Source organism: Rossellomorea vietnamensis NBRC 101237 (assembly GCF_001591825.1).
Classification (GTDB): domain Bacteria; phylum Bacillota; class Bacilli; order Bacillales; family Bacillaceae_B; genus Rossellomorea; species Rossellomorea vietnamensis.
Genome location: NZ_BCVQ01000004.1, coordinates 105,869 through 128,510 on the forward strand (window position 1 = coordinate 105,869; position 22,642 = coordinate 128,510).

31 protein-coding genes are annotated in these 22,642 nt (G+C 41.0%); 7 read left to right on the forward strand and 24 right to left on the reverse strand.

The annotated features are described in order from the left end of the window. Window positions 1-7: 7 nt before the first annotated feature. The 3 genes from BVI01S_RS03620 to BVI01S_RS03630 all read right to left on the reverse strand — a co-directional run bounded on the left by BVI01S_RS03620 (window position 8) and on the right by BVI01S_RS03630 (window position 2,359). Window positions 8-565 carry a glycerol-3-phosphate responsive antiterminator gene (locus BVI01S_RS03620; protein WP_034759363.1) on the reverse strand — a complete coding sequence of 186 codons (558 nt, stop codon included), beginning with the start codon at window positions 563-565 and terminating at the stop codon, window positions 8-10. Window positions 566-674: 109 nt separating this feature from the next. Next, window positions 675-1,916, reverse strand: coding sequence for an aminopeptidase (locus BVI01S_RS03625; protein WP_061809261.1), 1,242 nt, complete (start codon window positions 1,914-1,916; stop codon window positions 675-677). An 11-nt stretch (window positions 1,917-1,927) separates the two neighbouring features. Further along, complete coding sequence (locus BVI01S_RS03630; protein ID WP_061809262.1) at window positions 1,928-2,359, reverse strand: HIT family protein; 432 nt, start codon at window positions 2,357-2,359, stop codon at window positions 1,928-1,930. A 125-nt stretch (window positions 2,360-2,484) separates the two neighbouring features. On the opposite strand from BVI01S_RS03630, the gene BVI01S_RS03635 reads away from it, so the two are divergent. After that, a complete protein-coding gene (locus BVI01S_RS03635; protein WP_061809263.1) occupies window positions 2,485-2,991 on the forward strand; it encodes a GNAT family N-acetyltransferase in 507 nt (168 codons plus the stop codon). A gap of 90 nt (window positions 2,992-3,081) precedes the next feature. Here the strand turns inward: BVI01S_RS03635 and BVI01S_RS03640 are convergent, their stop codons facing one another. From BVI01S_RS03640 to BVI01S_RS03655, 4 genes are all read right to left on the reverse strand, one after another. Then, window positions 3,082-3,582: a CBO0543 family protein gene (locus BVI01S_RS03640; RefSeq protein ID WP_061809264.1), complete on the reverse strand. Its 501-nt coding sequence runs from the start codon at window positions 3,580-3,582 to the stop codon at window positions 3,082-3,084. An 89-nt stretch (window positions 3,583-3,671) separates the two neighbouring features. After that, window positions 3,672-4,694: a serine hydrolase domain-containing protein gene (locus tag BVI01S_RS03645; protein WP_244886855.1), complete on the reverse strand. Its 1,023-nt coding sequence runs from the start codon at window positions 4,692-4,694 to the stop codon at window positions 3,672-3,674. Beyond that, window positions 4,691-5,236 (reverse strand): GNAT family N-acetyltransferase, encoded by a 546-nt coding sequence (locus BVI01S_RS03650; protein ID WP_061809266.1) that lies wholly within the window; start codon window positions 5,234-5,236, stop codon window positions 4,691-4,693. Before BVI01S_RS03650 ends, BVI01S_RS03645 begins: the two co-directional genes overlap by 4 nt. A gap of 199 nt (window positions 5,237-5,435) precedes the next feature. Further along, window positions 5,436-6,449 carry a S66 family peptidase gene (locus BVI01S_RS03655; RefSeq protein ID WP_061809267.1) on the reverse strand — a complete coding sequence of 338 codons (1,014 nt, stop codon included), beginning with the start codon at window positions 6,447-6,449 and terminating at the stop codon, window positions 5,436-5,438. 270 nt (window positions 6,450-6,719) lie between these two features. Here BVI01S_RS03655 and BVI01S_RS03660 point away from each other — a divergent pair, with 270 nt between their 5' ends. After that, on the forward strand, window positions 6,720-8,033 hold the full coding sequence (locus BVI01S_RS03660) for a D-alanyl-D-alanine carboxypeptidase family protein (protein ID WP_061809268.1): 1,314 nt from the start codon (window positions 6,720-6,722) through the stop codon (window positions 8,031-8,033). Between the two features lie 102 nt (window positions 8,034-8,135). Beyond that, complete coding sequence (locus BVI01S_RS03665; protein WP_061809269.1) at window positions 8,136-8,531, forward strand: SET domain-containing protein; 396 nt, start codon at window positions 8,136-8,138, stop codon at window positions 8,529-8,531. Between the two features lie 121 nt (window positions 8,532-8,652). Here the strand turns inward: BVI01S_RS03665 and BVI01S_RS03670 are convergent, their stop codons facing one another. The 7 genes from BVI01S_RS03670 to BVI01S_RS03695 all read right to left on the reverse strand — a co-directional run bounded on the left by BVI01S_RS03670 (window position 8,653) and on the right by BVI01S_RS03695 (window position 15,122). Beyond that, window positions 8,653-9,474, reverse strand: coding sequence for an EcsC family protein (locus BVI01S_RS03670; protein WP_061809270.1), 822 nt, complete (start codon window positions 9,472-9,474; stop codon window positions 8,653-8,655). Between the two features lie 63 nt (window positions 9,475-9,537). Next, window positions 9,538-10,806: a hemolysin family protein gene (locus BVI01S_RS03675; RefSeq protein ID WP_061809271.1), complete on the reverse strand. Its 1,269-nt coding sequence runs from the start codon at window positions 10,804-10,806 to the stop codon at window positions 9,538-9,540. Between the two features lie 42 nt (window positions 10,807-10,848). Then, on the reverse strand, window positions 10,849-11,259 hold the full coding sequence (locus BVI01S_RS03680; RefSeq protein ID WP_061809272.1) for a MerR family transcriptional regulator: 411 nt from the start codon (window positions 11,257-11,259) through the stop codon (window positions 10,849-10,851). Between the two features lie 168 nt (window positions 11,260-11,427). Beyond that, window positions 11,428-11,907 carry a YjdJ family protein gene (locus tag BVI01S_RS03685; protein ID WP_061809273.1) on the reverse strand — a complete coding sequence of 160 codons (480 nt, stop codon included), beginning with the start codon at window positions 11,905-11,907 and terminating at the stop codon, window positions 11,428-11,430. Window positions 11,908-12,026: 119 nt separating this feature from the next. Further along, window positions 12,027-12,593: a nucleotidyltransferase family protein gene (locus BVI01S_RS03690; protein WP_244886856.1), complete on the reverse strand. Its 567-nt coding sequence runs from the start codon at window positions 12,591-12,593 to the stop codon at window positions 12,027-12,029. 151 nt (window positions 12,594-12,744) lie between these two features. Beyond that, a complete protein-coding gene (locus tag BVI01S_RS22450; RefSeq protein ID WP_156030020.1) occupies window positions 12,745-12,909 on the reverse strand; it encodes a hypothetical protein in 165 nt (54 codons plus the stop codon). Between the two features lie 80 nt (window positions 12,910-12,989). Further along, a complete protein-coding gene (locus tag BVI01S_RS03695) occupies window positions 12,990-15,122 on the reverse strand; it encodes a peptidoglycan D,D-transpeptidase FtsI family protein (protein ID WP_061809315.1) in 2,133 nt (710 codons plus the stop codon). Window positions 15,123-15,488: 366 nt separating this feature from the next. Between BVI01S_RS03695 and BVI01S_RS03700 the strand changes: the two genes are divergently transcribed. After that, on the forward strand, window positions 15,489-15,869 hold the full coding sequence (locus tag BVI01S_RS03700; protein ID WP_061809274.1) for a sporulation protein: 381 nt from the start codon (window positions 15,489-15,491) through the stop codon (window positions 15,867-15,869). A gap of 52 nt (window positions 15,870-15,921) precedes the next feature. On the opposite strand, the gene BVI01S_RS03705 is transcribed toward BVI01S_RS03700, so the two are convergent. The 3 genes from BVI01S_RS03705 to BVI01S_RS03710 form a co-directional block, all read right to left on the reverse strand. Then, entirely contained in the window at window positions 15,922-16,635 is a 714-nt protein-coding gene (locus tag BVI01S_RS03705; protein WP_061809275.1) for a nucleotidyltransferase domain-containing protein, read from the reverse strand. Between the two features lie 119 nt (window positions 16,636-16,754). Further along, window positions 16,755-16,925: a tRNA U-34 5-methylaminomethyl-2-thiouridine biosynthesis protein gene (locus tag BVI01S_RS22455; RefSeq protein ID WP_106298451.1), complete on the reverse strand. Its 171-nt coding sequence runs from the start codon at window positions 16,923-16,925 to the stop codon at window positions 16,755-16,757. Window positions 16,926-16,940: 15 nt separating this feature from the next. After that, complete coding sequence (locus tag BVI01S_RS03710) at window positions 16,941-17,144, reverse strand: hypothetical protein (protein ID WP_034759413.1); 204 nt, start codon at window positions 17,142-17,144, stop codon at window positions 16,941-16,943. Window positions 17,145-17,366: 222 nt separating this feature from the next. On the opposite strand from BVI01S_RS03710, the gene safA reads away from it, so the two are divergent. Continuing rightward, window positions 17,367-17,996, forward strand: a complete 630-nt coding sequence (safA, locus tag BVI01S_RS03715; protein ID WP_082804657.1) for a SafA/ExsA family spore coat assembly protein — start codon at window positions 17,367-17,369, stop codon at window positions 17,994-17,996. A gap of 64 nt (window positions 17,997-18,060) precedes the next feature. On the opposite strand, the gene BVI01S_RS22460 is transcribed toward safA, so the two are convergent. The 3 genes from BVI01S_RS22460 to BVI01S_RS03730 form a co-directional block, all read right to left on the reverse strand. Further along, window positions 18,061-18,246: a hypothetical protein gene (locus BVI01S_RS22460; protein ID WP_156477295.1), complete on the reverse strand. Its 186-nt coding sequence runs from the start codon at window positions 18,244-18,246 to the stop codon at window positions 18,061-18,063. Between the two features lie 123 nt (window positions 18,247-18,369). Beyond that, window positions 18,370-19,005, reverse strand: coding sequence for an FMN-dependent NADH-azoreductase (locus BVI01S_RS03725; protein ID WP_061809278.1), 636 nt, complete (start codon window positions 19,003-19,005; stop codon window positions 18,370-18,372). A gap of 202 nt (window positions 19,006-19,207) precedes the next feature. Continuing rightward, on the reverse strand, window positions 19,208-19,630 hold the full coding sequence (locus BVI01S_RS03730) for a DUF1801 domain-containing protein (RefSeq protein ID WP_061809316.1): 423 nt from the start codon (window positions 19,628-19,630) through the stop codon (window positions 19,208-19,210). Between the two features lie 348 nt (window positions 19,631-19,978). Here BVI01S_RS03730 and BVI01S_RS22035 point away from each other — a divergent pair, with 348 nt between their 5' ends. Further along, window positions 19,979-20,113 (forward strand): FbpB family small basic protein, encoded by a 135-nt coding sequence (locus BVI01S_RS22035; protein WP_079532558.1) that lies wholly within the window; start codon window positions 19,979-19,981, stop codon window positions 20,111-20,113. Further along, the gene (locus BVI01S_RS03735) at window positions 20,113-20,499 is read left to right on the forward strand and encodes a sporulation protein (protein WP_034759426.1); all 387 of its coding nucleotides are present in this window, start codon (window positions 20,113-20,115) and stop codon (window positions 20,497-20,499) included. Before BVI01S_RS22035 ends, BVI01S_RS03735 begins: the two co-directional genes overlap by 1 nt. A gap of 34 nt (window positions 20,500-20,533) precedes the next feature. Here the strand turns inward: BVI01S_RS03735 and BVI01S_RS22465 are convergent, their stop codons facing one another. From BVI01S_RS22465 to BVI01S_RS03750, 4 genes are all read right to left on the reverse strand, one after another. Further along, on the reverse strand, window positions 20,534-20,674 hold the full coding sequence (locus BVI01S_RS22465; RefSeq protein ID WP_156477296.1) for a hypothetical protein: 141 nt from the start codon (window positions 20,672-20,674) through the stop codon (window positions 20,534-20,536). A gap of 16 nt (window positions 20,675-20,690) precedes the next feature. Then, window positions 20,691-21,116 (reverse strand): GNAT family N-acetyltransferase, encoded by a 426-nt coding sequence (locus BVI01S_RS03740; protein ID WP_061809279.1) that lies wholly within the window; start codon window positions 21,114-21,116, stop codon window positions 20,691-20,693. Window positions 21,117-21,311: 195 nt separating this feature from the next. After that, complete coding sequence (locus tag BVI01S_RS03745; RefSeq protein WP_244886858.1) at window positions 21,312-21,776, reverse strand: GNAT family N-acetyltransferase; 465 nt, start codon at window positions 21,774-21,776, stop codon at window positions 21,312-21,314. 19 nt (window positions 21,777-21,795) lie between these two features. Further along, window positions 21,796-22,626 carry an alpha/beta fold hydrolase gene (locus BVI01S_RS03750; RefSeq protein ID WP_061809318.1) on the reverse strand — a complete coding sequence of 277 codons (831 nt, stop codon included), beginning with the start codon at window positions 22,624-22,626 and terminating at the stop codon, window positions 21,796-21,798. Window positions 22,627-22,642: the final 16 nt, after the last annotated feature.

Below are 22,642 nucleotides of genomic sequence, written 5' to 3' on the forward strand. Positions count from 1 at the left end.
TGATTTTTTATCTGTCAAAATGTTTCCATAGGACTCGATCAGAGGTTGTAATAGCCGTCGCTCCTGCCTCAAGTGCCGCTTCCACTTCTTCCACTGTATCAATGAGCCCGCCGGCGAAGATGGGCTTACCTGTCTTGGTACCTATTTCCTTAATGATTTTCGGAACCACACCTGGAAGGACCTCAATGAAATCCGGATCCGTCTTTTGGATTAATTCAATACTGCGGTTCATGGCGCTCGAATCTATGACAAACATTCGCTGGGTGGCATAAACGCCCTTTTGCCTTGCCTTTTTTATGACGTTTCCCTTAGTGGATATGATCCCGTATGGTTTTATTTCCTGACAGACATATTCTGCTGCATATTCATCACTGGATAAACCATGAATGAGATCCAGATGCAAAAACATCTTCCGATTTTCGTTCCGGGCATATTCAAAAACACTTTTCAGCATCCCGACATGAAGGTCGAGGAACACCCCGTACTGGAAAGAGGTTTCGAGCATTTTATCAAAGTCCTTCATGGACCTTATGGCAGGTAATATGTTTTGACCTTCAAAACTCAATGTCTTTCACTCCTTAATAGGTATATACATGTTTTTCTCAAGGAGAAATTATATCATAGTTGTTGATTCCTTTATTCGTTACTCTGTCCTTCTTTCCGTTTGTATTTAATTATATCGCCCAATTCCCGTTACGGAAAATGGCAATTTTTCTACCATCGCGGCAAACCCCGTCAATATTCATCGTGGCAGAACCGATCATGAAGTCTTCATGCACGACACTCTCATTGAGACCCTTTTCTTCCCGTGCCTCGTCAGATAATATGTTTCCATCTTTCATACAAGTCGGGTATGAGGAACCGATTGCTAAATGATTGGATGCATTTTCATCAAATAGTGTATTAAAGAATAAGACACCGGAGTCTGAGATGGGTGAATGGTGAGGGACAAGCGCCACCTCTCCCAGATAAGCTGCTCCTTCATCGGTTTCGATTAATTTACGCAGTATTTCTTCTCCTTCTTCAGCGGAGACTTCCTTAATTTCTCCGTCAACGAATGTGAGATTGAATCCGTTTATCACATTTCCATTGTAAGCAAGTGGCTTGGTACTTGTAACGGTCCCATTCACTCCTGTTTTCACAGGAACTGTATATACCTCTTCTGTCGGCATATTGGCAATGAAGTTGGTTCCCTGTGGGGTCTTGCTTGCGCCAGTAAGCCATATATGGTCTTCATGCAGTTCAATGGAAAGGTCCGTCCCTATCGCGCTGTAGTGGAGGCTTTCTAGATTGAGTGCGTTAAGTTGGGTGGCTTTATCGGTTAAGGTTTGGATATGAGATTTCCATGAAGAAACAGGATCTGGTTGATCGATGCGGACCGAAGTGAAAATCCGTTCCCACAGACTGGCGACTCTTTCTGATGGTGGGAGTTCAGGGAACACTTTATCCGCCCATTTCTGTGAGGGAATGGCGACGATGGACCAGCTGATTTCATCCTTTTCAATCGCTTCATAGAATCGATCAAGTGCATCCCCACTCGCTTTCTCGTAATTGAGGATCCTGTCAGGATCGATACCTTTCAGAAGGTCCGGGTCATTGGCTTCTATTTGCAGGAACGCTCCTTTTAGATCCACTACCCATTCATGAGCAGCAGCGAGCCAGCTCGGATATTCATGGAACACATCATGGGGTGCAGATTCATAATGCATTCTCATAATTTCTTCATCGTACCATTGAACATGTACAATTCTTGCGCCAGCAAGATAGGCTTCTTTTACCACAAGGCGAACAAAGTCTTCTGTTCCGAGCGGTGCCGAGATCCACAACGGTTGATCTTCTTGTACGTTCACCCCTACCTTAACCGCCAGCTCTGCGTATTGTTTAACTTTTTCTTGAAAATCTTTATGTATAGTCATATTGAATTCTCCTATTCTAGTAATCTAGTGATGAAGTTCTTCATCTTTTCGTGAGTTTCCTCCAACGATTCGTTGGGTTCTTCTACCCGGGTATGTCCATAAAACATGGCACCAAATTGATCTGCTTCTTCATTACGGGGAATGACATGCATGTGGTAATGGGTCAACTCACTGTAAATTCCCCCATTTTGACAAATTGTCACGCCTTTCGGTTCATATAATGCATGGATGGCACGTGCAACCAACTGTGAGGCCCTCATAACGGAGAGACTTTCCTCTTCATCCAGTTCTGTCACTTCCGCTTTATGTTTCTTTGGCAGGATCAGTGCATGACCTGCATGGTGGGGAACATGATCCAGTATGCAGGTGACAAATTCATTCTCATATATGACATGTAGGTTCTCTTCTTGATTTGAAAGTCGGCAACCAAGACAGTTTTCCATTCGAATTCCTCCAATGAACAGTGGATTAAAAAGGTTTTTTTAAAAATATGTCGAACATTGTATAGGTGCAATCACAACATTTCTCCTATCATCATATCACGTAAAGGAAGGGATATCAGAAAATAATGGAAATTACATTACTTAATGAAACACATGCGGAAGATTATTGGAACCTTAGGTTAGAGATGCTGAAGCAGAGTCCTACAAGCTTTGGCAGCAGCTATGAAGAGGCACTTGAACGCCAAAATCCAGTTGAACTGACAAAAAAGAGGCTTTCAAGCGAAGAAAGTTTCACCTTTGGCTGCTTTGTTGAAGAAAAACTGTCAGGGGCAGTCACGATGGTACGGGAATCGGCATTGAAAATGAACCATAAAGCTTCCATTTTTGCTATGTATGTCACGCCGGCACATAGGGGGCAGGGATTGGCAAGACGACTTCTGGAAGCGGCCATAAACCTTGCAAAGGAAACAGAAGGTATTGAACAGTTGATGATCACAGTCGTCACCACCAATGAAACAGCAAAAGGACTTTATCTTTCTTGTGGTTTTAAACCATATGGTACTGAAAAGAGAGCATTGAAATATAATGAGGAGTACTACGATGAAGAGTTGATGGTTATGTTTTTATCGTGATCCTTTAATTGAGAATATGGATGGTGCAACAAATCATTTTTTTTACCATTTAAAAACGGTGGGTCTCAAAAAAAGAGATTCACCGTTTTTTCATAATACATGATAATCGAAGCTGATCAAGAGAAAAATCACCACGATAATGGATGCAAGAAAGGCCTTAATAGGATTCAGATGGTGAAGGCGCAGCATTGGGAACATAATGCAATAAAAGAGCACCGTCCACCATAGATTCCATCCCTCAAAATATACTATGGAATCGGTTTTCCCCGCAGCCCATTCAACCACCGTGGCAACACCGATATATTTTAGATAGTAGATGAACTTGGTTCTCCATTCTTCTGGATAATGACTCAAGAACAGAACGACAAGGCAAGGGTAAGCAACCATTGTATAAAGCGTATCCGTCACAAACATATTGACAAAAAAACCGTCTAATTCCCACACGGCCTTCACCGTATAGCTGAGATACTGATAAAACATATTAAAAAAACTAAAATAGTAGATGGTGGGAAGAAACTCCCTCCACCTACTCCAAGATCCCCATTTCAAGGAACTAAGAACAATCAATACAATCACGGCAATATGAAACATGGGATCCCCCCATAGTATGATACAAATGATTGTTCATAGTGTACCCTCCCATTTGGAAATTCATTCCCAAATCAAGTTTATTGTCATGGCTATTGACTGTCAGTAAATAAATCCGCAACTTTGTTGCTGAACTCTCTTAGATAATGAAGATAGTCATCCCCACCGTAGTTATAGCGCTTATTATACATCTTTGCCACTACAACGTTTAATGACGGGATGACAAGAAGTGTTGGTCCCGTCACTCCAAGAATTTGATACGAAGTACGGGGTACCCGTTCCCCCATTTCGCTTCTCGCCCGTGAATCTCCTTGTACATACCAGAAAAGGCCGTTATCTGGGAGCGACGGGTCATGATAGGACCCATTTTGGATCGAGGTAGATAACTCGATCACCTGAGGGGGAACAACCTGTTCACCGTGCATCCTGCCCTTTTGCAGATGGAGTTGTCCCCAAAGGGCAAATTCCCGCGCCGAAACGAATAGATTTTTTTCTTTACCATCATTGGTCGTCCCCAGTCCGGAAAGAGGCGGTTCCGTTACTTCTCCGATTATGTTTACAAGGCTTGCTGAGGATTCTGTCCGCCAGCCCGTTTCTTTTAATCCGATACGTGTAAATATCCGTTCTTCCAATAGCTGAGGAAATCCTTTACCGTAAAGTCTCTGGATCAAATCGGTCAGGATCTCCACTCCGATGTTGCGATAAGCCCAGCTTGTTCCAGCCTTGAATTCTCTATACCATTCCCCCTTCTCATCGATATGAAGTCCGTGGGAATGAGTGACAAGGTGCCGGATGGACGTACCCTTCACCATGTCAGGATCCAATTCAGGCATGTACTTAGAGATGGAATCATCTAAACTCTCGATGTATTTGTCAAACAATGCCAGGGAAACGGCAAGACCTAAATAGCTCTTCCGGGCAGAAGCCACATTGAATTGTGAGTCGGCTTGGACACTTCTCGTATCCTCTTCGTGGGAATGATGTCCACTATAATGCTCTACGACTACGTGATTATCTTTAAGGATATAGAGTGCGCCGGCAGAGCTTCCATTTTTCTCTTTGATCTCTTCCACCCAGGAAATCAATTCCCCTGCACGGTGTTCGATCTCCTTCACGCTCTGTTCCATTCTTTCGCTAACATTCCATAGACAACATGATCCACATAGTGATCGTAGAGCCATTCCCTCTGTCTCAGCTTCCCTTCTTCCACAAATCCGAGCCTTTCCGGGATGCTCCGGCTCCGTTTGTTAAATTCAGCAGCGGTTATTTCCACTTTATTCATTTTATAATAATCAAAGGCGTAGCTCGTCAACGCTTTTGCAACGGTCGTCATGATACCTTTCCCTTGATAGCCTTCCCCCAGCCAATAACCGATATAGGCGACTTTATTAGACCAATTCAGTTCATTGAAACCCGCAACACCGACAATTTCATTTTGATAAACGATCGCAGTCGTCAAACTCTTATTATTGGCAAAACCTTGACGGGTCGCCTGAATGAATTCCTTCGAATCCTCCACCGTTTTTGAGTAATCAACCCAAGGGAGCCACTCTCGTAAATAGGAACGGGATCCATCTGTCAGTTCGAATAATCTTTCTGCGTCTTGTACATCAAGCAGTCTTAATTCCAGTTTATCGCTTAATTTATAGGTAAACATCTTTATTTCCCCTTATCTCTGTTTTATAAGATTATTGGTGTTTATGAACCTCATCACCACTTCTGTGAAGTGACTTGCTTCTTCGTAATTCGGTGTGTGACCGCTATGTGTAAAATGGAGTTAGAGGGACGGACCTTCATAATTATAATTATGGTAAACTGCTATTGCTTCATGTAGGTCCGTCCCTCTAATTGAATAATTATCGGAAGGTTTGTGTTACCTTCCCTTTTCCATCTTGAACTTCTACTTTCCCGTAAGCACCATTGATGAATGTAATCTGTGGAGGCTGATGACCACAGTCGATATCATATACAACTGGAATTTGTAATTCGTTGGCGATTTCATGATAAACATCTTCTGCTGTATAGCCGTCCACCGGGGTATTTGCGGCACTTCTTCCGAATAGCAGCCCCGCAGTATGGTCTAACCATCCTGCGAGTTTCATTTGTACTAGTGTACGGCGTAAATCTGCCGTATTGATCTCACAGTTTTCGAAATACCACATAATCGGCTCATTGATTATATGTTTCTCCCTGAAAGAAGCCACATCCCCGTATGGTGTACCGATAAGGTTTCTGATCACATCGATGCAGCCTCCAAGAATTCGCCCTTCCACCTCTACCTTCCCGTCTCCAATCGTTTTCCAGACCGTGGGCTCCGTTAAACGAAAGACATGTGGTGAAGGCTCTTCATGATTCCATTCTTTTTGATACTTCTGGGATGAGTATTGGGTGACTGAAGAACCTCTTTCTGTGTAAAGGACATTCTCCCATTGTTTAGTCGTAGGATCAGTTGCCTCTCCTCTCAAGTCAATGAGGTTGGTCCCATGTGCCGTCGCTATCCCTGTCTTTAAAGTTAATGCAAGTAAGAGGGCGCTGATGTCGGAATATCCGAGTACCCACTTAGGCTTGATTTGTTGATAATCGATTAAGTCTAGGACCTCTATAAGGAGCTCTCCTCCCCATGGAGGAATGATGAGTGAAATTGAATCATCCTGAAGCATTTTATTTAACTCGGCCGCTCTCTCGTGAGCAGGAGCGGACTTTGCCTTGTGCTGCTTCCAAACGGTTTCACCACATTCTATGCTGTACCCCTCTTCATCCATTTTTGCTATAGCTTTCTTCAGTGAATCGTGGAGCTCATGTGGCACGCCAGAAGAAGGTGCTGTAACGCCCACAGTAGAATGTTTCGTAAGTATTGGATATGTGATCAACTCTAATCCCTCCCAGTGGTTTACCCGATTTTACCAGATTGGTAGAAAGGGAACAAGAATTATTTTCCATTTTGAGGGACGGACCTTCTCCGTTCATATTATGGTAAACCCAGATTGATAGATGAAGGTCCGTCCCTCAGTACACTCAGTACAACAATTATTTACAATAATTTGAACGATTTGAAAAGGTTCATGGGATTTGGGGTGTTTGGGAGGTTTGTATGGTAGAATGATTTGGTTGCGTAAAATTGGTTTTATGGAGGTACTATTTTGGAAAAGAAGACAGTGAAACAAAGCCTGGCGGTTTTGATGATATCATTTATGGCCATGACGCCCTTTCAGCAGACGGCGCATGGTAAATCAACAGTTGAAATCAATGCAGATGCTGCAATATTAGTAGAAGCAGATACAGGAAAGATTGTTTATAGTGAACATGAGGACAAGGCACTCGGTATTGCGAGCATGACGAAAATGATGACGGAGTACCTTGTGTTAGAAGCGATTGAAAAAGGAAAGATAACATGGGATCAAAGGTATAAGGTAAGCGATAAGGTCTATCAATTGGCCAATGCCCCCGGATTAAGCAATGTTCCATTGAGGGCAGATGAAGAATATACAGTAAGGGAATTGTATGATGCCATGGTCATCAAGTCCGGCAATGGTGCCGCAATTGCGCTTTCTGAGGTTGTTGCAGGTTCTGAAGGGAAATTTGTGAAGATGATGAATGCCAAGGCGAAGGAACTTGGCTTTGAACATTATCAATTCGTCAATTCCTCCGGGCTCAGTAACTACGATATGCTGGGGATGTATCCTGAAGGAACCGATGTGAATGATGAAAATATGGTATCAGCAGAAGATATGGCAACCCTTGCCTATTACCTCATTCATGATTTTCCTGAAGTATTGGAAACATCAAGTCTCACTTCCAAAGTATTCAGACCTGGGACGAGTGAAGAGCTGGTCATGAAAAACACAAATGGTCTATTAAAGGGGAAATCCTATCATTACAAGGGTGCAGACGGTCTGAAGACGGGGACGACTCCATTCGCCGGTTCCACCTTTACGGGAACGGCAAAAAGAAATGGAGTCCGTTACATTACTGTCATTCTTGACGCCAAGGATGAGTATGGACAGCCAAGCAGTGCACAACGCTTTATTCAAGCAAGAGAACTCCTCGATTACGGTTTTGATGAATTTAAGACTGTAACCTATGACTTGGACAGCATGGAAAAGAAAAAGAAGCATACCTTACCGGTTCCGAACGGTAAAGAGCAGGAAGTGACAATAAAGGTTGACAAACCCCTCTCTATCCGCTTAACGGATGAGGAGAAAGACAAGGTGAAAACCACCCTGAATCTTGATGAACAAAAAGTCAACGAGGATGGGTCCCTTCAAGCTCCTATTGAAAAAGGAGAAAAAATCGGGGAATTGGTTATTGATACAAGTGAAAAAGAAGAATATATCTTTGACAGGAAGACCTCAGATTATAAAGTGGATGTATATGCTGCAGAATCCGTTAAGAAAGCGAGCTGGATTGTCCGAAGTGCACGTGGCATCCAGGATTTTTTCGGTAATCTCTTCTAACGGACAGGTCAACCTTACTGTTCGGGTTAGATTTAGTGTTTGCTTTTCTATCCCGTTCGTGTCAAACTTATTTAGTCAAGGATTTAGAAAGCAGGTGGCATAATGATCGAAGTAAAACTATCGTCTCTTAGCGACGGAGATCTCAATCGTGGAGTTTTTGCAAAAAGAGATATAGCCAAAGGAGAACTGGTTCATGAAGCACCAGTCATCCCATACCCAAACGAGGAACATGAACATATTGAGAAGACGTTCCTGGCGGATTACGTATTTGAATATGGAATCAACCACACAGCACTTCTACTGGGATACGGAATGTTGTTCAACCATTCATATACACCGAATACAGTTTACGAAATCAATTTTGATAATCATACTTTCGACTTTTATGCTTATAAAGATATTCAAGCTGGAGAAGAACTACTTATTAATTACAATGGCGAAGTGGATAATGATGAACCACTTTGGTTTAATAAAGATAAGAATGAAGAAGAAGAATAAAGAAAAAGGGACTTCCATGTGGAGGTCCCTTTTGGCATTTATAGAGGGACGGACCTCTATAAATGCTCCCGATGTGATTAAAAATGCGCATAAAACCTGAATTCTTCATGAAAATAGGATGTTAATTAGAGGTCCGTCCCTCTTCCAGCTTCGCGAGGATCCTTCGTTTACGGTATAGCATGCGACCGGTCTCTCCTATGTCTTTGATCATGGATTTGTTGATGAAGGAGCCGAAGAGGATTCCGGCGATGGGTATCATTTGAAAGAGTTTTTTCCATCCAAAGTTGTCACGAAAGCTGATCATGACTTCCCTCCACCCCTGCAGCTGGGAAAGGGTTTGCTCTCTTTTATACTTCTTCTCACCATTAAACTCTTCCAGTTCTTGAAGGATGGCTTGTTTCCCGACAATGTCCGATGAAACAAATTGTAGGCATTTGATGATAAAAATGCGCTCCTCTTGATCATTGGGATCATAACCGTAGCACAGGGCTATCTCTTGAAGGGTTTTAAGTGATATGCCCAGAATGAATGGGATATCGATACTTAATGTAAGAAAACCACCGATCCCTGTCGTGGCACCTTGAGTCATTGCTACCTTTTTCCTCAAATCCACAATTCCTTCGCTCACTTCGTCCATGTAGTTAAGGGGAAGCACTCCTATTTTCTTTAGAGTTAAATCAGACTCTCCCGTTTTTTTGATGAATCGATTTAGGACTTCCTTCTCACTTGTGAGATGACTCCCGCCTTTTTGAATGTAGCTTCCTATCTCATCCAAGGCCTGCCCGATTTTATTATGTACCATTTGAGGGGTGATCCGATCAAGAATCATGAATGGAATCCTGCCGAGTTTCTCCCAGAACCACAATCCTTTTTGATCATCTGCCCATTCATTGACCACCTCAAGTTCCTTTAAAAGGACCTCTTTCGTTTCTTCTTGATGCATGTTACAGCTCCTTTCGATTGCGTATAAAAAAACAGGCATCTAAGCCTGTTTTTTTAACGTATTTTAAACCAGGTCTCCGGTCTTTTCTTCTAAGATCTCCACTTTGATAGTGCGTACCCGGCGGTTATCCACTTCTTCTACGCTCACCTTTAAGTTTTCATAATCGAAGCAGTCACCCTCTGAAGGAAGATCTTCGAAACTTTCAACGACCCATCCCCCAAGTGTATGGTAAGAGCTTTCAGGCTCTGGTACGTCGAGTAACTCTGTAAATTCATCCAATTGATATTGAGAATCGAATCGATATTCTTTATCGCTGATTTTCCTCATGGAATGAGTTTTCTCATCCTGCTCATCCCAGATTTCCCCTACAATCTCTTCCAGGATGTCTTCAAGGGTGATGATTCCCGTGGTTCCACCAAATTCATCTACTACAATGGCCATGTGCACATTGTTCTTTTGAAGTTTAGTAAGAAGGGAAGAGATTTTAACAGATTCAAAAATGAACATTGGTTCGCGGATCAATTCACGTATGTTTACTTCACCGAACTTGATCAAGTGAGTAAAGAACTCTTTTTCCGAGAGAATTCCGATAATGTTATCGATATGATCCTCATATACAGGAATCCGCGAAAATCGTTCTTCAAAGAACATTTCTTTGATTTCTTCAATCGGCTGATTCACTTCAACGGCCTTGACATCAATACGGGGAGTCAGGACCTCGGTAGCAAGGATATCATCAAAGTCCATGGAGCGATGGATCAGCTCCCTTTCTTCTTTATCGATGACTCCTTCTTCTTCACTAATATCAAGCATCACCTTTAACTCTTCCTCTGTGACAGACGGCATCTCGTGATCTTTCGAGAAGAATTTCGAAACCAGCTCCTTTAATTTGATAAAAAAGAAGTTGATCGGTGTAAGGACCTTGATTAAGAAAAAAAGCACGCCGGATATGGTCAGGGAATACGTTTCTGCGTTTTCTTTAGCTAATGATTTCGGGAGGATTTCTCCGAAAATCAAAATTAACAGCGTCATGACAAACGTACTGATGACGAGACCCGTGTTCCCTCCGAAAATATCTGTCGCAAGCTTTGCTGAAATACTAGCTGCCGCGATGTTCACGATATTGTTCCCGACTAATATCGTCGACAGGGCTTTGTCAAAATTCTCAGCAATATAATGCGCTTTAATGCTTCCTCTTCTGCCTTCACTTACGAAATTCTTAAGTCTGATCTTATTTACGCTTGAGTAAGCCGTTTCCGCCGATGAGAAAAAGGCAGATAAAAGGATTAATGCTCCCAGTAATACTAATGAATTCAGTGGTATATCGTCCAAAAAAAAGTCACTCTCCTGTAGTTGCTTATCTATTATGCTGGATTAACCAGAAAAAACCATTAATGTTTGAAATAAGGCTAAAGCCTGTGGGGAAACCTGCTTTAACATGCGCTTCTTATCTTCATCCCCTAATGTATCCATCGCCTGAAGGACTTCATGCAATTCATTATGCAAATGCTTCATTTCATTTCGTATATGTTTTACCTGCTTTTCAAGCACGGATTGATCCACCTGATTGGATTTCAATAAAATCATACGATCTTTGATTTCATGTAAGGTCATTTTCATCTGCTGACATTGTTCAATCAGTTTCAAGTCAGCTAATGCCTCTTCATGATAATATCGATAATTATTACGGGACCTGCCGCATTTTAATAAACCCATTTTCGTGTAATAATCAATCGTTCGCTTTGAAACTTCACTTACCTTCGACAGCTCGCCTATCCGATACAACTTCCCAAGTTATCACCTCTAGAGTAGTATACTGCATTTTAACAAAACCGTACAGTTAAACGTTACGGTTTAGGGACGGACCTCAAAAATCCATCTGTTTTTATGGGTAAATGCTTTATATCAAAGGATTTATACTTGAAATCGTGAAGTATTTTGAGGTCCGTCCCTCTATTGGTTGTATGGCCTTCCTAATCGTAAGAATGGAAATAAGTGAATGATGCAAGCTGCTACAACCATCAATACTCCTACCAATAGGAACAACCAGAATAATGCGTTCCCACCCGCAGTAGGTGATGAGGAAATGACAACACATGACGCAAGGTAGATCACTCCAAGTAGAGCGAGGGAAAGCCGGAAACCTGTTTGTCTGAATAACCTAAATCCAATCAGTATGAAAAGATAGCTGGCACTGATAATCATCATCCCTGGGTACAGTGGCGAGAACTTCGCCGCATATACAAAGAAATCAAGGGCTACGATATCACTCGAACCCGTCACACTTCCATGAACCATCTCACTAAAAGGAGCCGAATACCTCCACTCCCAGGCATGATCCAATAAAGCACTTCCCTCATACCAACTAACCAGAGTAGAAAAACCAAGCACAAGCAAACCGATTCCTACCTGTGACCAATATTTAATAGACATAACCTTCTCCTTTCCTTTGAGGGACGGACCTCAATAATTGCTGTATTTATGTAAGGAAGTCCTTTTATACTAAGGATTCAACCCCACATGAAGTGCCCAATTGAGGTCCGTCCCTCAATTCAGCTACCATGAACTTTCACCTTTGGCCATTTTGTATCCCATAGTTTTTCCAGCACTCTTTTTTCATAAATGGAAGACAGAGCCTCTTTTTCTTTAAATGGTGGAGTCGGCTTAATTTGTAAAGAAATCAAGTCTTCTATCCCCCAAGGGGCTGCCAATATAAGCTCATTTTTCTCGTTCAGCTTCAGAGCAATAGCGGTGGCAGTCTCCGGAAAACGGGAAACGGCATCAATCGTGGATGTATATGGTGCTTCTCCATTTTTAATATGCATTCTTGCCTGGTTTTTCACAGACCACGGTTCGGAGGGAGCTTCCTCCTTCAATCGGGATTCTACGTATTTCTCAAATTCTTCCTCTGTATTCGAAGCATCAAAATACACGACATCAATATCAGGCAAGTTCGTTTTGTTTGAATACCTATGCAGTGTATCCCACACTTTCGTCCTGACAAAACCTGTGCAGATCCACCAATCAGGAAGGTGCAGTTTATGTGTTGTTTTAAGGATGTCCATCATCCAGGAATCTTGTTCAACGAGCTCCAATATATCATGTGCTGATTTGATCACATTCTTCTCTCCTCGTTCAATTTCTACATCCTTTTGAAGTCATTCGATTGACTTTGAATGTATGATTCATATACATTATGTATTGGTTTTAGATACAGCCGTCAATATTGTCAAAAAAAATGCCAGGAAGCTTTTCCTGGCATTTTTTCTATCACTGCCCACCGTTAAACCAACTGCTCGCTTTCACACGTTCTTCTTCCTGCAGTTGCCTCTCGTTTTGATTACCGGCTTCAAATGTATTTTGGGAGAACTTACGTCTAAGAAGACCACTTATTACACCGAACACAACGGCAATTCCTATAATCCACCATAGCATGTGCACTGCACCTCCATTAGGAATACTTTCCTTACCTATATATACGTTTGAAAAAACGGCAGGTTTCATATTTAACAGAATTATTCTTCTGTTGTTTCAGGATCTTCTATGTTTTCAAGCTCATCGGCATTACGGACTTTCTCTTCTGTTGAAGAGTTATAGTAGCCTTGTTTTTCGTATTGCTTTTTTAGTTCGAAGTATTTGTCCATGGCCCTTTTGGCGATGGTTTTGTTCACATACGGATCTTTGTCCTGGTGTGAATATGGGAGAACCACTGAGAATGCAACTTCAGGATTGTCATATGGTGCATAGCCGATTAATGTAGTGTTATAGGTTTCATACTGTCTTTTTTCTTCTGGACTATAGTAAAATGCTTCGGCTGTACCGGATTTAGCTGCAGCATCATATGGAGCGTTTCTAAAATTATTGGCAGTACCTTGGCTCCCATGTGCGACCTTATAGAATCCTCTCTGCACTTGCTGGATTTGTCTTTCCGTTGCATCAATCCGATTTAATACCTTTGCATTTTTTTCATAAATTAATGGCCCTACCTTATCCCTCTCCTGACTTGGTTCCCTAACCTCTTTCATTAAGTGAGGCTCCATCCTGAAACCTCCGTTGGCGATTGTAGATGCATATTGCACAAGTTGCATGGGTGTATATAAATCATATTGACCAATGGCGAAGTCCATTAACATACCTGGTTCTCTCTTTTTTCCTTTTAACCCTTCGACTTCACCAGGCAGATCAATACCAGTTTTAACGCCAAGTCCGAACTGGCTATAGTAATTGCGCATGGTATCAAACGCTTTTGGATCCATATCAATTGGCTGGTCCTTTCTGTATACACCACCTGCAATTTTAATTGCTGTTTTAAACATATACGCATTTGAAGAAATCTCCAGTGCATCGATATCGTTTAGGTACATGGGTCCTCTCGAAAGGTTAAACCATGATCTTTTAACGGGGGTTCCCTGTATGGCAATTGCCTCATCATACAAAACATCCCCAACATTCAACGCACCAGTCATATACCCCGTCAACACAGTAGCACCTTTTACAGCAGATCCAACCCCATACTCAGAAGTGTACGTTCCTAATGCATAATCCTGTAATTCTGTCTTTCCGTTTTCATCCTTACCATACTTCTTTCCTACCATGGAGAGGATCTCACCTGTGTGCGGATCCATCATGACGACGAATGCGCGGTCCAGGAACGGAGATTCCCAATATTTTGAGGCTTGTTTGCTAAGCTCTTCTTCAACAATCTTTTCAATTTCTTTCTGGAGCTGCAAGTCAATTGTCAACACAACATCCTTACCACTATGTCCTTCGCTTACAAGCTGTGTATCAAGGACGCTACCATTTTTCGTAATGTACTCGATTTCTTCCTTTTGTCCTTTAAGTATATTTTCATACTCAGATTCAAAATAACTCGTTCCAACCCGATCATTCAAAGCATATCCTTGAGCTTTATATTCTTTTACAAGTTCGCTTGGCAGCCCCTGTTGTGAGGTGGAAACCCTACCCAAAACAGTCCGCAGCGTACTATCATTCACATACTTTCTTTCCCAGTCCGTAGTGACGTTCACACCGGGCATTTCAGATAATCGTTCACTCACCCTCGCCATCTCTTCCATCGATACATCTTTATTCTTGATGATCTGTGGGCTAAGGGCATATCCCGTATTGAATTCACGGAAAATTGCCAGTACTTCCTCTTCCTGTTTCGAAAAGGAGTTGATATCCTTTTCAGTGATTCTCTCAAGCTGCATTTCGTAAATTTTCTTGTTCCTCTCATCCTCCGCTAGTTCTTCATCATCTTCCAGCTTCTTTATTTCTTCTTTTGAAACAAGCTTTTCCGCTTTATCAGGATGAGTGAGAAGCCAGAAATCCTGACGGTCACGATCGGTAATCTTACCCGTATCCATTTCAATCAATTCAGCTAATTTCTCAGCGACCTTTAGCATATCTTTAGGCTTCGTCGTTTGCGTTCTCGTGTAGGTAATGGCATTCAGTGGAACGTTGTCGACGATGACATTCCGGTATCGGTCATAGATTTTCCCTCTCGGCGGTGTTCCATTATGTGATTTGACATTTTCAGTTCTTGCGACTTCTGCTTCATAATGGTTCCCCTGCACGATTTGTACAATTCCAAGACGAAGAATCAGAAGTGAAAATAGAAAAAAGACCGAAATAAACAATAAATTCATTCTCAATGGGACATGGGTTTTTTTCTTTTTCTTCTTTTCCTTCAATTTGTATAACCCCTTTTAAGCTCGTATTTTACCAAAATATGATAATGTTCTAGTCCTATTTTATAGAAAATTCGACTATATTTCTACCTCTATATGGAATAAAACCCATTAATTTTACTTCGTTGGATATTGATGGTGAAGTATAGGGGTTAATATGCATATGTGTGAAGATTAACTGCGAAAAATGTCGAAGAAGGAGTATAGACAAATCGGTTCCGTTTCTTTTAGAATATAGTCGTATTCAAAGCAATAAAAATGAAACCAAAGCTCTCCTTAATGCGTAGAATTGGTAACTAGATGATTGAGAGGTTGAAGGCTGTTATGTTTAGCAAACTGATGTGCAGGTTCGGAATTGGAGCTACAAAGATTGATTTGGTATTGAATAAGAAGGAGTTTCGACCAGGAGATGTCATCAAGGGTGAATATGAACTCACCGGCGGTCGGGTAGAGCAGAAATTAAAGAGGATTGAGACAGATCTTTTACAATACGATGATAAACGTTCTTCTGTTCTTCATCAGAATACCATATTAAGCTCATCAACGATGAAAGCAAACGAACAACGCACCATTCACTTTTCATGCCGACTTTCAGATGCATTTCCACCAAGCAGTGAGACGGTTTCTTATAAGTTCGTCACCCGACTTGTCTTTGATGATGGTGTCAACAGCGTCGATCACGATGAATTTCAGATTCTTGTATAATGATAGACATGTGAGCCCTTCTATTCGGAAGGGCTTTTGAGTGTTAACTAGTTTAATGATCTTTTCCAACCGAAAATCCTTCAAATAATCTTCCACCATGTATTTGGAGAACAGAATCGACCAGCCTCACAATTTCCATTTTGTCATCTTCCCTATAAAATTGTTCGAAAGCATATACAAATTCCTTGGCAAACTGTGGGTCATACTCATGTAATGCACGGACGATCCATTTTGAAGAGCCTATCCAATGACGATTCGATCTGAGCACAAATTCATGAAGTAATTCCCCGATTGAGTTCGCAATGAAAATACTTTCCCCTCTATTCGTCGAACCGATTAAATCATCAAGGGCATCTGTAAGAAAATATCTCTTCATCCGAACGGTTTCTGCTGACCATTCGGGAGGTCCGTCCCTCAACATATGATTCGCCTCTCGTTTGATTGTGTCGATGATTGGGTGGTCAATGAGTGGAATTCCTTCTGACACCATCTTTTGTAAGGAGGGTCGGGCCCGTTTGTAGTCCGATTGGAAATAGTGTCGGAGGGTTTTCATATTGTGAACGAATACTTCTATCGGCCATCCGTTGGAAATAAGGGATTCACGGTACTCGGTCTGGAGGTGTTCATCGATGACGACAATATCAAGATCCGATGTTGCTGTCTCTTCTCCTCTTACTACACTTCCTCCGAGAAGGGCGGCTTGACAGGTGGGAAATTGTTCATGGATGAAAAGCTTTGCGGCTTCAATCGGTGTTGGTCTTTTCATATGTAATCTCCGTTTCTCTTTAGAAGATGAGTTCTTTCAAGAAAAATAACACTAAATCATACCTTTCCAATGATAAATGCTTCATATGAATATACTTCCCTGTCATACAGACATGCCTTTCAAATGGATTCTGTAAACTCTTCTTTTTCCTTTCTACGCCCTAAACTATGTCCGATCACGATTCCTATGATCAGGATAAACAGATAATCCGTTTCAAAACCTTCCGTGAAAAAACCTGTGATTCCCCATCCCAGGATGGCGCCAAATATGACTAAGAAAAGGGATTTCATATCATTTCATCCTTCCTAATAGAATCCGACCATCGTAAGGAGTCCGACTCCGATGATGGTGGTTAAACCGCCTGAGACCATTGCAATAAAAAGGGGTCGTATTTGTCGCGTTTCAACCCATATACTGAAGGCAACCACAATGGTGAGGATGATCCCGAAAAAAACGGCAACATATGGATTGGACGGGGCTAAAAGATCATTCCAATTCAACCAGTTCATTCGCTACACTCCTTTAGTATGTATCTCGGCTATCTAAACATCTTTATTAATTAGTATATCAAAGGAGGACCATAATATGGGATTAATTTGTACTGTTCTGATTAGAAAGTAACCGTCGAATGATCCTAGTAAAATTTACTATATGTTGATAACACGGGTTTCCCTCTATAGTGGTAACAACTACCTGTTTTAAAATTAACAGAATTATATTTCAATAGAACTATGAAAACTATAAAACTTTTATCTATCTTATTGTTGTCTGTCACTTTTGTCATTGGATTTGGTCATTCTTCCAAGGTTGCCGCTGCTGGTACCTACACGGTCTCTTATGGGGATACGATGTGGAAGATTGCCGTGAAACATCAGGTTGGAGTATCCGAGCTGATTTCAGCAAATCCCGGGATCAGTAATCCGAATATGATTTATCCTGGTCAAAGCTTAAATATCCCAGGAGCAAATGCCACTGCTGAAAGTTATACATATGAAGTAGTGAAACTCGTAAACATGGAGCGTTCAAAAGTGGGTTTACCCCCATTGAAGGAAAATTGGGAGTTGTCCCGTGTCGCTCGCTATAAGTCGGAAGACATGATTGCGAAGAACTACTTCAGTCATACATCCCCGACATACGGATCCCCATTCCAAATGATGAAGGATTTCGGGATTTCCTACCAGGCAGCAGGAGAAAATATTGCTGCAGGTCAAAGGACTCCATCTGAAGTGGTAGAAGCGTGGATGAACAGCGAAGGTCATAGAAAAAATATCCTCTCCCCGACTTATACAGAAATCGGAGTAGGCTATGTGAAAGGTGGATCGTACGGTCATTATTGGACTCAAATGTTCATAAAAAGATAATGAATGATAATTGTAGACCCTGGTACTGTACCGGGGTCTCTTTTTAATGTTTTCCCTCTTTCATCTAGTAAGTGCTGCGGCTGATTTCAAGAATAACCGTGAAACCATTGTCATATGTAGATATAACTTCTTGAACATAAACGGCATGCGTCCCTAAATCTTCCCTCTTATGGGTCACAATCGTTTGTAACAGGGCTGCGAGTGATTCATCTTCCCCTAACACAATATCAATAAATTCCTGATCCTTCATTTTCCCCACTCCCTTTCCTCTCTCTATACGAATATAACGTGGTTGGAGTTTCATATTTTTCAAAAAAGGTTCAAATAAATGGTAATAAAAAAGAGCCAACATAATCGTTGACTCCCTCTATTATTAAAATGTATGTGCTAAATCTTTTGCTCTTGCGATGGCATTTTCTTTGATTTCAGCCGCTTTATCAGGCATGGCTGCATGTCCTTCTACAAATAATCCTTCGAATGAAGGAACGCCATAGAATTGCATCATTACTTCCAGGTAGCGGTGTCCCATTTCCATTGCGGCAGCCGGTCCCTCTGAGTAGATTCCTCCACGTGCTTGAATGTGAAGCGCTTTTTTGTCTGTCAGTAGTCCAACCGGTCCCTGCTCTGTATATTTGAAGGCTTTACCTGCAACTGACACAGAGTCAATATATGCTTTCATTACTGGAGGGAATGAGAAGTTCCAAAATGGTGTAACGAAAATATATTTATCAGCTTCGACAAACTGATCCGATAATTCACCAAGTCGGCCAACCTTTGCCTGTTCTTCTTGAGAAAGTTCTTCGAATCCTTTACCTGATTGCAGTTTGCCCCAGCCGCTGAATACGTCAGCATCGATTTGTGGGATGCTTTCCTTGTATAAGTCCAAAGTAATAACTTCGTGACCAGGATTTGCTTCTTTATACGTATCGATAAATGCCTTCCCTACAGCCATGCTGTAAGATTGTGTGTCATCGTGTGGATGTGCTGTAATATATAATACCTTCGTCATGTTGAATCGTCCCTTTCTGAATGTAAAATGATCCTTATCAAGGTTTTGCAATGATTTGAAATCATGTATCTCGAACCGTGATAGTTTTAATTCAAGATTAATATTATAGGATATTATCTTTAATTACAAATAAAAAGCTTTCAGTCAAAAAAAATAAGGAATTAGTCACATGAACAAGACTGATTCCCTATTAAAAACTTAATTATTTTTCAGGATATGTTTTTTGTAAAAAGGCCACAGACTGTTGAATCAATTGCTTTAACACCGATTCATCAATGTCTGCTACTTTATTTATGTACACACACGCCTTACCGGATGTATGCTTCCCGAATGACTTTAGAAGTTTCTCTCTTTCACTGTCCCCTGTGGCAAAATATAAGCTTATCTTGGCCTTTCTCGGTGAAAACCCCACTAATGGAGCATCTCCCTCGTGACCCGTTTTGTATTTATAATGATAAGAACCAAATCCGATAATACTTGGCCCCCACATCTTTGCTTCAAAGCCGGTTGTTTCGCTGAAAATATCCAGTAGCCTATAAGCATCCTCCTTTTTTTGGAGGTGATCCACTCCCTCAATAAATTCTATGACACTCGCATCATTTTGTTTCGTTTTCAATTCATACACATGACCAGCTCCTTTTTCCATTTCATCCTAACCCACTACTTCTCTTTTCGTCCTCGAGTTTCCTGCATAGAGTCTTATATATAGAAATGATATATGTTTCTCATATCCGTTGACATCGATCCTTGTTTCAATTATGATTGTGTCATAATTTAATATTCTCCTAAAGGGGAGTAGCTGTAACAATAAAGTCGTCATTACAGAGTGCACGCTCTCGGCTTTATTGACAACCATGTTGTTAGCGAGACCTTTACCAGTTGGTGAAGGCTTATATATGTCCAGAAAAGACCTTTACCTCCATTGGTAAAGGTCTTTTCTTTATTATTTCACTCTGAAAGGAAGTAATGGACAATGAAAAAATTAAAATCAAACCTCTCTCAATTAATAGAAGAAAACAAAGAAGAAATTATTAGAAATCGACGGGAGATGGATAAAATCGAAGAAAAAATCGATAAGAAATATACTAGCAAAAAGGAGCATGCCTAATGATACTGCGTAAATATATGTCGCTCTTCGGTATTGGGTCTGCGAAAATTGATCTTGTGCTGCCTAAAACCTCATTTAGACAAGGTGAGCTCCTGCATGGTTATTTCTTTTTAGAGGGTGGCATCATTGAACAAAAGCTTAAACGGGTTGAATGTGATTTGGTTATGATTGATAAGAATGGAAAGGAAGAAATGCTCATTGATTCGACCACTGTATTAAAATCGGATATCATCCGGGCAGATGAATGCAATAAACTGTCATTTACCTATCGAATTCCTATGGGAGTCCCATTTTCTGAAGATGGCGTGCGTTATTTATTCAAGACAAAGCTAACGTTTGATCAGGGGGTAGAAAGCGTGGATGAAGATTATATTTCAATTGTATAGAAAGTTGGCTCGCAAGATCTGCGAGCCATTTTTATCAAGTGTTTTCTTTCTTAATGTCCTCAAGTAGTGAAATGATCCTTTCATTCTGCTCGATCATCGTCTGATTCTGCTTCCTGAATTTCGTGAAATCAAACGAGAAAATAAGAAGAAACACAGCTAATACCATGATCATCAATTTTAGTCCCCCAATCTCATTGATTCTCTTTATATTTAAAATAAATCAGCTCAGGATCTCCAGGGTCCATGTTTTCAATCTTTCCGCTTGGAGTGTATCCATTCTTTTGAAAAACTTTTTGCATCTCAATGTTTGACTGATTAGTAGATGAAAAGATTTTTTCCGTTGGGGAATTCTTCTCAAAATATTTCAATAAGGAAGACGCATACCCTTTTCTTCTCTCCTCAGGAGCAATGATGATCAGAGAGACAAACGCGTTCTCAAAAAACTGGGTATTGAATAAGAGAAAGCCCGTAGCCTTTCCTTCTTTGATAATCAGACATGCTTGCTCCCTAATCGCCTTTTCGATTTCTCCCCTTCTGTTTGAATGCCCGATGACTTGTTGATCAATCGCCACGATCGGTTCCAGATCTGATAATTGAGCATATTTTACTTCTCTCATAACAGTCACGACCTTCTTTTCATTAATGATATGTAAATAAATACTAAGACCAAGATGAGAGCTATCATAAGTATCCCTGCATCTCCAATAAAGAAATAACTGTCGGCAATACGATATGTTTCTTTTACAGTTGACATGGTGAAAGATCCTCCTCTAAGAAGAAAAAGACACCGTATGAACAGGTGCCCTTTTGTTTTAAAGCGATTTGGACATTAACACATTTGTTACTTCATAACCTGTTTTTTGATACAAGGATATAGCTATTTTGTTATGACCGAATACATGGAGGGATATTTTCGGGATACCCTTTTCCCTGGCAAACGAGTCCAATGACGCTAAAGCTCCCTTCCCATAACCTGATCCCCTTTTATTTTCATGGATCTTAATATCATATATAAATATTTCCTTTGCTTCATCATTTAAATGAATCCATAAGTTGCCTACTATTTCCTCCCTCTCTTCATGAAACAGGGTAAATAAATAATGATCTTTTGTTTCCCTTCCCTCCGGTAATAGTTTATTGAATTCCTCCTCTGCTTGATCCAGGGACGTTTCTTTCTTGAAATTGCCTGCCTTCGTTTTTTCTTCTGCATATTCCTTGATGGACTCTTCTATCCAATCATGAAATTCGTTCTCTGTCATCGTTTTTAATGTAATCATAGAGTGATTCCTCCTTTACTTATTTCCAGCGCTGTCTTATTTCCCTTACTACTATTTCAGGACGGTCCCAATGAAGAAGGTGGGTCGTATCCGGAATGCACTTTACTTCTCCCCTTACCTGTACCTTAAAGTTGTCGGCTGTCTTTTTACGGGTTTCAGCAAGATTTTCAGGAAGGGATGCTCTTAATAATAAAACCGGATTTTCAATTTTGTGATAAATATCCTCCGCCTCATCTTTGTGCATGGCACGGATGATGTGAGCAGCTGTCTCCCCACGGGCATGCCAATAATATTGGTGGTCATGATAAAGGGAAAGATCTTGAGCGGCCACCATCTTTAAAGAAGACCAATTTAACGATTCACTCTTAACGAGGGTGAGGAAATCTTCCCATGTTCCCCATGTCTGTTCAAAATCTTTTTCATAATAAGCGACTTCTTCTTCTACGGTTTGTTGTGAATGCCGTTTTCCCTGATAACCTCCATCGATGAACATCAATGCGCTGATCTTATCGGGATATTTGGCTGCATAAAATAGCGCTACAAAGCCCCCCCATGAATGAGGCAGGAAATAGAATGAATCGATTTCAAGGAGCTCAATCACTTCATTCAGCCATTCGGCCATGTTATTCATTTCATAATTTTCCCCGCGTTCAAATGGGGTAGTCTTTCCATGACCAGGTGCATCGATGCTAATGATTCTATAGTCTTTCTCTAAATCGTTCGCTATTTCTATAAAGCTGAGTCCTGTGCTTCCCAATCCATGAAGACAAAAAATCACTGGTTTCGCAGGATCTCCCCATTCCGATATGTGTATTTGCTGGAGTTGTTTTTGAATAAAATAACGTTTTATGGTGTTCATCCCCTAT

Excerpts from the sequence above, each read along its gene's own strand:
- BVI01S_RS03700 (WP_061809274.1), top strand. The coding sequence starts at position 15,489 with ATGTTTAGCAAACTGATGTGCAGGTTCGGAATTGGAGCTACAAAGATT.
- BVI01S_RS03725 (WP_061809278.1), bottom strand. The coding sequence starts at position 19,005 with ATGACGAAGGTATTATATATTACAGCACATCCACACGATGACACACAA.
- BVI01S_RS22460 (WP_156477295.1), bottom strand. The coding sequence starts at position 18,246 with ATGAAGGATCAGGAATTTATTGATATTGTGTTAGGGGAAGATGAATCA.
- BVI01S_RS03635 (WP_061809263.1), top strand. The coding sequence starts at position 2,485 with ATGGAAATTACATTACTTAATGAAACACATGCGGAAGATTATTGGAAC.
- BVI01S_RS03670 (WP_061809270.1), bottom strand. The coding sequence starts at position 9,474 with ATGCATCAAGAAGAAACGAAAGAGGTCCTTTTAAAGGAACTTGAGGTG.
- BVI01S_RS03705 (WP_061809275.1), bottom strand. The coding sequence starts at position 16,635 with ATGAAAAGACCAACACCGATTGAAGCCGCAAAGCTTTTCATCCATGAA.
- safA (WP_082804657.1), top strand. The coding sequence starts at position 17,367 with ATGAAAACTATAAAACTTTTATCTATCTTATTGTTGTCTGTCACTTTT.
- BVI01S_RS22455 (WP_106298451.1), bottom strand. The coding sequence starts at position 16,925 with ATGAAATCCCTTTTCTTAGTCATATTTGGCGCCATCCTGGGATGGGGA.
- BVI01S_RS03685 (WP_061809273.1), bottom strand. The coding sequence starts at position 11,907 with ATGTCTATTAAATATTGGTCACAGGTAGGAATCGGTTTGCTTGTGCTT.
- BVI01S_RS03740 (WP_061809279.1), bottom strand. The coding sequence starts at position 21,116 with ATGAGAGAAGTAAAATATGCTCAATTATCAGATCTGGAACCGATCGTG.
- BVI01S_RS03630 (WP_061809262.1), bottom strand. The coding sequence starts at position 2,359 with ATGGAAAACTGTCTTGGTTGCCGACTTTCAAATCAAGAAGAGAACCTA.
- BVI01S_RS22450 (WP_156030020.1), bottom strand. The coding sequence starts at position 12,909 with ATGCTATGGTGGATTATAGGAATTGCCGTTGTGTTCGGTGTAATAAGT.
- BVI01S_RS22035 (WP_079532558.1), top strand. The coding sequence starts at position 19,979 with ATGAAAAAATTAAAATCAAACCTCTCTCAATTAATAGAAGAAAACAAA.
- BVI01S_RS03695 (WP_061809315.1), bottom strand. The coding sequence starts at position 15,122 with ATGAATTTATTGTTTATTTCGGTCTTTTTTCTATTTTCACTTCTGATT.
- BVI01S_RS03650 (WP_061809266.1), bottom strand. The coding sequence starts at position 5,236 with ATGTTTACCTATAAATTAAGCGATAAACTGGAATTAAGACTGCTTGAT.
- BVI01S_RS03640 (WP_061809264.1), bottom strand. The coding sequence starts at position 3,582 with ATGTTTCATATTGCCGTGATTGTATTGATTGTTCTTAGTTCCTTGAAA.
- BVI01S_RS03665 (WP_061809269.1), top strand. The coding sequence starts at position 8,136 with ATGATCGAAGTAAAACTATCGTCTCTTAGCGACGGAGATCTCAATCGT.
- BVI01S_RS03710 (WP_034759413.1), bottom strand. The coding sequence starts at position 17,144 with ATGAACTGGTTGAATTGGAATGATCTTTTAGCCCCGTCCAATCCATAT.
- BVI01S_RS03735 (WP_034759426.1), top strand. The coding sequence starts at position 20,113 with ATGATACTGCGTAAATATATGTCGCTCTTCGGTATTGGGTCTGCGAAA.
- BVI01S_RS03625 (WP_061809261.1), bottom strand. The coding sequence starts at position 1,916 with ATGACTATACATAAAGATTTTCAAGAAAAAGTTAAACAATACGCAGAG.
- BVI01S_RS03745 (WP_244886858.1), bottom strand. The coding sequence starts at position 21,776 with ATGATTACATTAAAAACGATGACAGAGAACGAATTTCATGATTGGATA.